The following is a 9283-nucleotide window of genomic DNA, read 5'->3' as shown; positions in this document are numbered from 1 at the left end:
GTCGCTATCCAATACTCAATGTCGCCGGCGCCATCCCGGCCAAAAATAGGTAGTGCCATCTTTGAAGATGGCCTGTTCTTGCCACGCAGACAGCGCGCGCTACATGATTTGCTGGCTTATCGCCGCAATATCTGCCGCATTCAACATGCCTGCCGCCTGCTTGAGTTTCAAACCATCGAGCACGAAGTTGTAGCCCGCCTCGGCCTGCTGCCGCTTCGCGTTGTACAAATTACGGGTGGCGTCCAGCACGCTGACGATATCGTTCAGGCCCGCCCGAAAACCCTCTTCTTTCTGCTTGAGCGCCAGTTCAAACGACTTCACGGAACTGTCCAGCGCCTTGATGCGGTCCATGCCGATCACGATGTTCTGGAAAGAAGAAAACACCTGGCGCTGCACCTTGCGGCGGGCCAGGCTCAGCTCCGACGAGGCCGCGCCCAAACGGCTTGCCGCAGCCCGGCTCATGGCCTGGGTGTAACCGCCCTGAAAAATAGGCACGCTCAGATTGACGCTAACGCGGGTATCGCCCACCGTGCTGCCGCCACCGAAAAGACTGCCGCCGGTTTCATTGCGTCCGGTCGAGGCGCGCAAGGCGACGCTGGGATAATAGCCAGCCCGCTGTACAGAGACTTCCTTCTCCGCCACCGCCACCGCTGCCGCCGCAGCGCGGATATACCAGTTCTGCTCCAGCGCCGTGCGCAGCCAAAGCTGCGCATCATTGGGTTGCGGCAGGCTCATGGGCAGGTCTTTACGCACGCGGCGCAACTTCACATTGCCAAAGCCGATAATCTCTTGCAGCGCCTGCTGTTTGTCCAGATAGTCATGGCGGGCCAATAAGGTATTGGCCTGCTGCAAGTCCAGCCGGGCCTGCACTTCGCTCACGCCCACCTCGGTTTCCTGTCCGCTGTGATAGCGCGCCTGCACCAGCTCCATCTGCTTTTGCGTCGTATCGCGCTCGGCCTCGGTCAAGTCGATCTGGTCTTGGGAGGCCAGAATGCTCAGATAAGCGGTCGCCGTACGCAGCATCAGATCCTGCTGAGCATAGGCATAGCTGGCCACCTCTTTGCGCTCGGCTTCCTGCGCCTGGCGCCACTTGTGATACGCACCCAAATCGAAAATGGGCTGCGTCAACGTCAGCGCCCACCCGGTCTCGGTCCAATTGGCCTGTCCGGCCTGATACACGGCGTTGGCGCTATTGACCACATTCTGCTTGACCTGAGCGCGGTTGTACTCGCCGGTCACGCCAGGCAAGAGTCCCGCCCGAGAGGCCGTCACGCCATAGCCCACCGCTTGCAGCTCCTGGTAGGCGCCGCGCAGCTGCGGATCGTTCTGCAAAGCCATCAGATAGACCTGATCCAAGGTCATCGGCTCCGTCTGCGCGGGCAGCTCGGCGGCGTTATACGCCGGCATGTCATCGGCATCATAGGCCGCAGGCGCCGGAAAAGCCGTCTGCCTATCGAAGACCGGCGCGGGCACCGGCTCGATCTGATCCATGCGCGCGCTCGGCGCCGGCTGGGCAAAGCCCGAGTCCTCCTGAGGGCCGGACAGCCCCGTCTTCAAGAGCCAGGCATCGGTCCGCACCTGAGTGGGCGTCGCCTCGGCAAGATGCGATCCACCCGAGGCGCAGGCGCCCAGGCCCAGGATCGTGGCGCCCATCAGCAAGACCGTACGGGCAGGCCGTACAAAGAGATTGTTGTCAGTCATAGTAGACAGTCAGGAACTCATGGCCATCCCGCCCCGTGCCCGCAGCCAGGCTATACAAGCTGCGCGGTTCGTCGGGCACGAGAAATCCCAATACCTCGCTTGCCGGCAGCGCCAGGCTAGCGGCCAAACGCAGCAAATCGGGAATGAAACCGCGTAGCGGCAGATCCGCGCCGCGAAAGGTCACCGTGAAAGAGTCTCGCCGGGTCTCGGCTTCGTCGACTTCTAGAAACATGAAATGTCTGGGATCGGCCACCGCCGCCGCACGGGCAATGACATCGCAGGCCATGTCGCGCAGCGCCGGTCGGGTCAGACGGGCCAGATGGGCTTGCAAATAGGCGTCGAATGCTTCGGCGCTGTCCAGGTAGCGCATGCGATAGCCCGTGACGGCCGCCACGCCGGAATCGGCAGGCCGCCACTTATACCCACAGCCCAATGGCAGCACGCCAAATTGCCGCAAGGCCTCGGGCGCGGGCATGAACTCCAGGTAAATGCGATAGGTATCGCCCCCCTGGGCATCCGGCTCATAGGCAAAGAACATGGCGCGCGCCTGCTCCATGTCTTGCAGGATGCGCATCCACAAGCTCTGCGGAACCGCCAGATCTCGCGGCAGCGTGGAGAAATCCAGTCGGCCCCAGTGCTCGCGTTGCACCCCGAGCAGAAAGCGGTTGCCCACCAGCCCGGTTAGCGAGAACTTCATCGACCACTCGACGCCGTCGATCTGCTTGCCCTTGAAGACGGACAGCAAACGATCCGCCCAAAAACGCCGCTCCCCCCGCAGGGTATGCAGGGGGATGTGGATGTCGCCGGCAGCCGCCTCGGGCGTCGCAGCTTGCATATCGGCCGCCCTCAGGCCACCGATGCTTCGGGCTCAGCCGCTTGCTGCGCCGTTTGGCGGCGCTGTTCGTCGAGCATGGCAGCTAGACGCGCCACATTGCCCAGGGAGGCGCGATGCAACTCGATCAGACGCAAAATGCCCGAGCGATGCAGCTCCAGCACGCGCGCATCGTCAATACCCGCAAACTTCTGATCGTCCACGACCCAGAAACCGCTCAGGTAGCGATCACCGCCCGCTTGGGAGATCGTGATGGTCTTAGCCACCAACAGGCCCAGCTCGTTCAGACGCTGCGCCATCTGTTTAGTCAGCTCCATCTCGCCTTGGAACACGCGCAGGAACTCCATCATCTGGTTCAGATAAGCGGTTTCCTTGCCGTCCTCGAACAGGGCCACACCCTCAGCATTGTTGATCCCCGGATAGGACTCATCGATGCACACCGCAAGGCGGTCCGCCTCCGAGGTCGTGCCCAGAACAAAGGGATAGCGGCGGGCAAAAGCCGGCACATAGGTATCGGCCTTCCACAAACCGTCCGGCGTCACAAACAGGTTGGAGCGATCTTCCAGCCCCAGCAGCACGGCCACATGGAAATGACCCTGCTCATCACCCACGAAAACAATGGGGTAATGACGCCCCGCATCAGCGAACTCGCTCGCCGCGATCGGCAAAGCATTGGTCTCGCGGGCAAAGGCGTAGTGATCGGGTTGAATCTGAATTTTGGTGTCTTGGTGTGCGGCACGATCCAGGGCCACGGCGCGTTCATAAAAAACGGTTGCGGACATTGCGAGCATTCCTCCTTGAAACTGTTACCAATTCTTATAAACATCCGCAAACGCTACCGGTCCCGAGCCGACGCCAAAAGCCGTAATGGTTCTTTCGGAAACGCGGGACGTGGGAGCATCGAAGTCAGATGCTAGAAATCGAAACAATTAGACTGAATTCTGCCAATGCTCGCTATGCCTGAAACTGGGTATTTCAAAGAGGTTGAACGTAATAACTAGACACTTACCGGCATATTTGAAATTTTCAGCGCACAGGGGGTAGGCTTGCCGTCAGCAGGGTATGTCCGGGTCGCGAAGCCAGCTCCAAAAATCCGCCCACGCGGGCGATACGGGCCTGCATACTGCGCATGCCCACGCTCAGCCCAGACTGCAACACGGCCTGCACATCAAAGCCGACGCCATCGTCTTCCACACTCAACATCAGACCCTGCTCGGCCGTATGCCGCAACACCACTTTCACCTTGTTTGCCTGGCTGTGTTTGACCACATTGGTCAGGGACTCTTCGAGCAAGCGGGTCAAGGCCAGGCATTGTTTTGCGTCCGGCCGCTGTGCCCAGGCTGAGGCAATCTCCCAGGACACGGCAATATCCAAGGCCTCGAAGAGCACCGTGAAGCGGTGTCGCAGGGGCGCAATCCACTCCCCGGGCGATGCGGGCACCGGCATGTCTTCACTGGCCCCGCTATCTATGGTTTGCCGCAAATCATCCCGGATCTGCCTCAAAATGGAGAGCACCTGCTGGCTACGCAAAGGCTCGTCGGTCTGCTCCACCAGGGCCATCATGCGGACCACCGATCCGCCCGGCCCGTCATGCAAGTCATGGGCCAATTGCAAACGATCTTGTAGACGGGCATTGGCCAAGGCCAGCGAATGCTCCAGGGCCAGCGAAGCGCGCAGCTCGGCGCGAGCCTGTTGCACGCTCTGCGCCAACTCCTGGTTAAACCGCTCGACCTTGGAGATATTGCGAGAGATACGCATCCCCAACACGGCCGCCATCGACAGTGTCGCCGCAATGCTGGTGAAGGGGGTGTAAACCGTATCGGTCTGGATCAAGCCGAACGCGGACAGAAAATCATGCACACCCGCCACCAGAAACACCAGCAAACAGGCGGCCATGATCAGATGATCAGGTTCGCGGGTTTTCCAGGCATGAAAGGGAAACTGAATACAGTTGGCAAAGAACACGAAGGAAGGCAGGACCACGCTGGCGACTACGGCCGGGACCAGATAAGCGTCCGGCGCCAGGGCCAACAAGGCCAAAAGCCCCAGGTTACAGGCCCAGAGAGCGCGTTCGATGCGGGGCAAGGATTGGCCGCCGAAACGCCAGGTGAACATGCAAAAACCGGCGACGTACAACACGAGGGCCATGGTGTTGGCTCGCAGCGCCATCGCAGAATCTGCGAAAGGCCAGGGCGACGTCATCAACACATTGGCCACAAACAGCGCCCAGCACAGGGTGCAAAAGGCGTACCAGCCATAGTCGCGCTGAGAGCGCCGCACGACCCAGACGCAGAAAAACAGGCCGCTCAGCGACAGCGACACCACCAAATTCAGAATATAGCGGCTGCGTTGGCGCCAGAATGTGTCATCGTACAAAGCCTGGATCTGCGCTGCCGGCCCGATATGCACTGGCCCCAACCCTGCACCGAAGTCCGCGCGCCCGACCACCCTCACCCACAGGGTATTGACACCCTTATGCAGCGAGGAGGCGGGCAATACCCAATACCGCGGCATATTCCAGCTACGCGACAAGGGCTCGACCAGGCTCGCGTCGCGCCAAAGCAGGTCGTCGTTGCTGTAGACCTCGCCCGCCATCTTGATTGCAGGCAGCAACAGCCCCAGCGCCGCCCCACAATGCGATTGCCATTCGATGCGGTACCACACACTGCCGCGATAATCCGGCCAGCGGCTACGCCACGCATCGGGCAGGGTCACGGTTTGCCAGGTCTGTAGCTGGCTGGGCATCTGACCCTCGGCGGCCTGCGCGGCTGCTACCCGCAGGATGTCTGCACTACACTCGGAAGCCGCCAACACCCGGGCCGACACCAGGCAACTCAGCAGACAGCACAACGCCAGCAGCGTTTTCAATCCAGCAGCCCGCGCACCCTTGCGGCATGAATCGCCTGGGTTCGGGAAGACACAAGCAGTTTGCGGTAGACGTGCTTGACGTGGCGCTCGACCGTATAACGCGACAAATGCAATTGCTCCGCGATCTCGCGATTGCCCAGGCCCGACGCCACCAGACGCAAAATTTGCGCCTCGCGCGGGCTCAGCGGCCCCGTATTGTCGGCTTGTCCCACCAGCGGAATACGGAACTCATGCAAGAGGCGCCGCGCCAGGAAGGGATCGATGGGCGCTCCACCGCTCAGCACGCTGCGGATGGCGATACTCACCTCCAGATCATCACGCTCTTTGAGCACATAGCCACAGGCGCCGGCGCGCAAAGCCGCCAGGATCGCCTCTTCCGAAGTCCAGCCGGAAATCACCAAAATCGCCATCTCGGAATCGGCAGCGCGCATCTCGGCAATCAGATCCACACCGCTGCCATCAGGCAAACCTAGATCGACCAGCGCCAGGGCGACCGTTTGCCGTGCCAACTCGGTGCGCGCCTGCGCCAGCGAACCCGCGAACCTCAGCGCGGACGGGGCATAGCCCAGGCGCAGCAACACTTGCTCCAAACGCTTACAAAGCAAGGGCTCGTCCTCGATCAGCAAGACGGGAGCGCGCAGCAACGAGTCAAGAACGGGAAGCTGAAAGGACATATCGGCGGGGATGACTGCGACAAACTATTAAGATTATGCCAAATTAGGGGACTTACATCCCTATTTGCATCTCATACGCTCATAGTCTTGCATATCCTTTCACAGTACTTCTACCAAGACCTATAGGCGCCGTTTCCTCGCAATATTATTACAACGTAATAATTCCATATATCCGACAGGCCGTGGCGCCGGCCTTTCCTGGTCAAAAACGGGAGGCCAAGCCCCGCCGCGCAAGCTCAAGGCGGCCGCGCGTCACCATCCCCAGCAAGTGCCAGGCGCCGGCTTGCCGCAATGGCGGTAGCTCGCCGAATAGCGCAGTTTGCCGCCCGTGCGCGGCGAACCATCGCTCTTGACGTCCATGCGCGGCAGCTCCTCCAACGCATCGCGTGCCGCCTTGGTCGGCGTGCCGGCCTCCTGCCCCGCCAAGAGCGTGAAATGGCCTAATTGCCGAGCCGTCGTATCGCCGAACACGGCATCGCCACCGGCCAGCGTATTCATGCGCAGGGCGGCGTCCCGCACCAAGGCCGCATAACTATCATTGCTGCCCGCCACGCTCAGGTCTTTTTTCAGTGTGCTCTCCGCCAGCACGCTGGCAAGCGGCGCGGACGGGCCGGTCTTGTAGTTAGACAGCGGCGCAAGGCTGCCATTGGCGGTCTGCCGACGCAGCCAATCCCCCCAAAGAAACTCGGCAAACTCCGGCAGTCCGCCATTGGAGTACGCCACATCGCGGGTGAAATAGACCAGCGAGCGATACGGATCATCCTGCATGCCACCCGGCTCTTCAGCATGGGCCAGCCCTAGCCGTTTGGGTAACTGGTCTACCGTGATGGGCTGATTATCGCCATCGCGCAGCCAGGCCTTGCGCTCGTCAACCAGGCGTTGCCAGAAGGCCTCGCGCGTCGGGATATGGCTGTAATTGGCGTCCACCTTGACCCAGACCTTCAGCTTGGGGCCGCCGTCAGCGATCTCGCGCAGCGCCGAGAAAGAATGGTGGCCATCCGTCAGATAAAGATTGCCGTCCCAACCCACCACCACGGTTTTCAGCGCCTCGGGATGGGCGCCGGGCTCATCCAGGCAGGTGAATGTAGACGGATCATCCAGCCGCGCACGCTCCGCCTCCTGAACAGAGGCAAAAGGCTGGGCACGGGCGCTGCGTCCGGTATCTTCGCAATAGTCGTCAAATTTCTTGCCGATGGTGCGATTCAGATAATCCAGGTACGGCATCGAGTTCCGAGGCCAGGTCGGACGGCTGAAGTCGCCCTGCCAGCGGCCCAGCTTGTAATAGATCTGGTCGTAACCGATCGCGCCCTGCGTCGGGTTCAGCTCCTCGATACGCACGCCGATCACGTCGCCGGCCTGGGCTGCCAGATAAGCGCTATTACGCCCGGAAGAGGCGGCCGCCGGCTTATCATCCTCATGATCCCCGCCACCGCAGGCGGCCAGCGCGAGGGGCAAGGCCAAAACGGCGAACGCGGCCAAAGCGCGGCGATAGCGAATTCCAGAGCGCAACACGAACATATCCCTCTTCCCGGATTGAGTACAGAAGCCGGAGTATGGTCTTCGATTATTACGCCGACATAGACAGCCTATTGAAACGCCGTTTCCGTGAACGAGCGCAGCTTGCGCGAATGCAAGCGTTCGGGCGCCATCTCACGCAATAACTCCAGCGCTTTGATTCCGATCTCCAGATGCTGATTCACCTGACGGCGATAAAAGGCGCTGGCCATGCACGGCAGCTTGAGTTCGCCATGCAAGGGCTTATCGGACACGCACAACAGCGTGCCATAGGGCACCCGGAAACGGAAGCCATTCGCCGCGATCGTGGCCGACTCCATGTCCAGCGCAATCGCACGCGACTGCGCGAAGCGCTGCACCAGCTCGCCCTGGTCGCGCAACTCCCAATTGCGGTTGTCTATCGTGGCCACCGTCCCGGTGCGCATAATGCGTTTCAGATCCCAGCCCGACAGCCCGGCCACCTCCTGAACGGCCTGCTCTAGCGCCACCTGCACCTCCGCCAGCGCCGGCACCGGCACCCAGGTGGGCAAATCGGCATCCAACACATGGTCATCGCGCACATAGCCATGCGCCAACACATAATCGCCCAGACGCTGCGAATCGCGCAGGCCAGCGCAATGACCCAACATCAGCCAGGCATGCGGGCGCAGCACGGCGATATGGTCGGTAATCGTCTTGGCGTTCGAGGGTCCTACCCCAATGTTCACCAAGGTGATGCCCGAATGATTCGGTCGGATCAAATGATAGGCCGGCATTTGCGGCAAACGCTGCGAGGGATCGGGCGGCGCGGCCACTTCACCCCGCCGGGTGATGCGGTTACCCGGCTCGACCAGCGCATCGTAATCACCGCCGCCCTGGGCCATCAGCGCGCGGGCCCGGGCGCAAAATTCATCGACATAAAACTGATAATTCGTGAACAACACGAAATTCTGAAAGTGCGAAGGCGCGGTGGCCGAATAGTGCTGCAAGCGATGCAGCGAGTAATCGACCCGCGTGGCCGTGAACGGCGCAAGCGGATTCGGCTCGCCATCGCGGCCCCGCCAGGAACCATTGACGATGGCGTCGTCCGTGACGGCAAGATCAGGCACATCGAACAGATCTCGCAGCGGCCGCTTCAGGCTTTCCAGATGCTCACCCTCGACATAGGTTCCTTCCGGAAATGCAAAATGCAAGGGAATCGGCATGTCCGATTCGCCGACCTCCACGGGCACCCCGTGGTTCTGCAATAAAAGCCCGATTTGCTCGATCAGATAGTCCGTAAACAGGGCCGGCTGTGTGATGGTGGTCTGATAACGGCCCGGTTCGGCGACATGTCCATAAGACAGACGTGAATCGATGGGATCATAGGTCTGCACCGAAATCCGCACGGCGGGGTAATACGCGCGCACACGGCCGTCCAGATCACGTCCATGCAAGACATCCCGAAAGGCCTGACGCAAAAAGTCCGTATTGCGGTCATAAATCTGGGTCAGGCGCTCGACCGCCGCTTGCGCATCGTCGAAACGCTCGAAGGGCACGGGGTCCGGCCGGTAAAGAGTGGCTGCTGAATACACTGCGCTCATCTGATTTTCCTGCGCGGCCAAGGCGGCACGCTGCGCCGATTATGCCGCATCGGCCTGTAGGCCATATTGCAAGCCTAGATTCTCGCTGAAAGATGGAAAATATAATGAAACACTATTTCATAACCTATTAT

7 protein-coding genes are annotated in these 9283 nt (G+C 60.8%); all 7 read right to left on the bottom strand.

Going from position 1 to position 9283, the window contains the following annotated elements; all coding sequences use genetic code 11:
* Positions 1-99 precede the first annotated feature (99 nt).
* Positions 100-1701 carry a TolC family outer membrane protein gene (locus U0029_RS08330; RefSeq protein WP_114851987.1) on the bottom strand — a complete coding sequence of 534 codons (1602 nt, stop codon included), beginning with the start codon at positions 1699-1701 and terminating at the stop codon, positions 100-102.
* Positions 1694-2536 (bottom strand): hypothetical protein, encoded by an 843-nt coding sequence (locus U0029_RS08325; RefSeq protein WP_012417614.1) that lies wholly within the window; start codon positions 2534-2536, stop codon positions 1694-1696. Before U0029_RS08325 ends, U0029_RS08330 begins: the two co-directional genes overlap by 8 nt.
* A gap of 11 nt (positions 2537-2547) precedes the next feature.
* Entirely contained in the window at positions 2548-3315 is a 768-nt protein-coding gene (locus U0029_RS08320) for a SapC family protein (protein WP_039051466.1), read from the bottom strand.
* Positions 3316-3559: 244 nt separating this feature from the next.
* On the bottom strand, positions 3560-5401 hold the full coding sequence (locus U0029_RS08315) for a sensor histidine kinase (protein ID WP_114851986.1): 1842 nt from the start codon (positions 5399-5401) through the stop codon (positions 3560-3562).
* Entirely contained in the window at positions 5398-6075 is a 678-nt protein-coding gene (locus tag U0029_RS08310) for a response regulator transcription factor (RefSeq protein WP_114851985.1), read from the bottom strand. Before U0029_RS08310 ends, U0029_RS08315 begins: the two co-directional genes overlap by 4 nt.
* Before the next feature lie 252 nt (positions 6076-6327).
* On the bottom strand, positions 6328-7593 hold the full coding sequence (locus U0029_RS08305) for a ParB/Srx family N-terminal domain-containing protein (protein WP_012417618.1): 1266 nt from the start codon (positions 7591-7593) through the stop codon (positions 6328-6330).
* 68 nt (positions 7594-7661) lie between these two features.
* Positions 7662-9152, bottom strand: a complete 1491-nt coding sequence (locus U0029_RS08300) for an AMP nucleosidase (RefSeq protein ID WP_114851984.1) — start codon at positions 9150-9152, stop codon at positions 7662-7664.
* Positions 9153-9283: the final 131 nt, after the last annotated feature.

It is taken from the genome of Bordetella avium (genome assembly GCF_034424645.1).
In the GTDB taxonomy this organism is placed as follows: domain Bacteria; phylum Pseudomonadota; class Gammaproteobacteria; order Burkholderiales; family Burkholderiaceae_B; genus Bordetella; species Bordetella avium.
Note: the sequence above shows the minus strand (reverse complement) of the source record. Positions and strands in the feature narration are given on the sequence as shown.

Bases quoted from the DNA above. Each gene is read 5' to 3' on its own strand.
- U0029_RS08330 (WP_114851987.1), bottom strand. From the start codon at position 1,701: ATGACTGACAACAATCTCTTTGTACGGCCTGCCCGTACGGTCTTGCTG.
- U0029_RS08325 (WP_012417614.1), bottom strand. From the start codon at position 2,536: ATGCAAGCTGCGACGCCCGAGGCGGCTGCCGGCGACATCCACATCCCC.
- U0029_RS08305 (WP_012417618.1), bottom strand. From the start codon at position 7,593: ATGTTCGTGTTGCGCTCTGGAATTCGCTATCGCCGCGCTTTGGCCGCG.
- U0029_RS08310 (WP_114851985.1), bottom strand. From the start codon at position 6,075: ATGTCCTTTCAGCTTCCCGTTCTTGACTCGTTGCTGCGCGCTCCCGTC.
- U0029_RS08320 (WP_039051466.1), bottom strand. From the start codon at position 3,315: ATGTCCGCAACCGTTTTTTATGAACGCGCCGTGGCCCTGGATCGTGCC.
- U0029_RS08300 (WP_114851984.1), bottom strand. From the start codon at position 9,152: ATGAGCGCAGTGTATTCAGCAGCCACTCTTTACCGGCCGGACCCCGTG.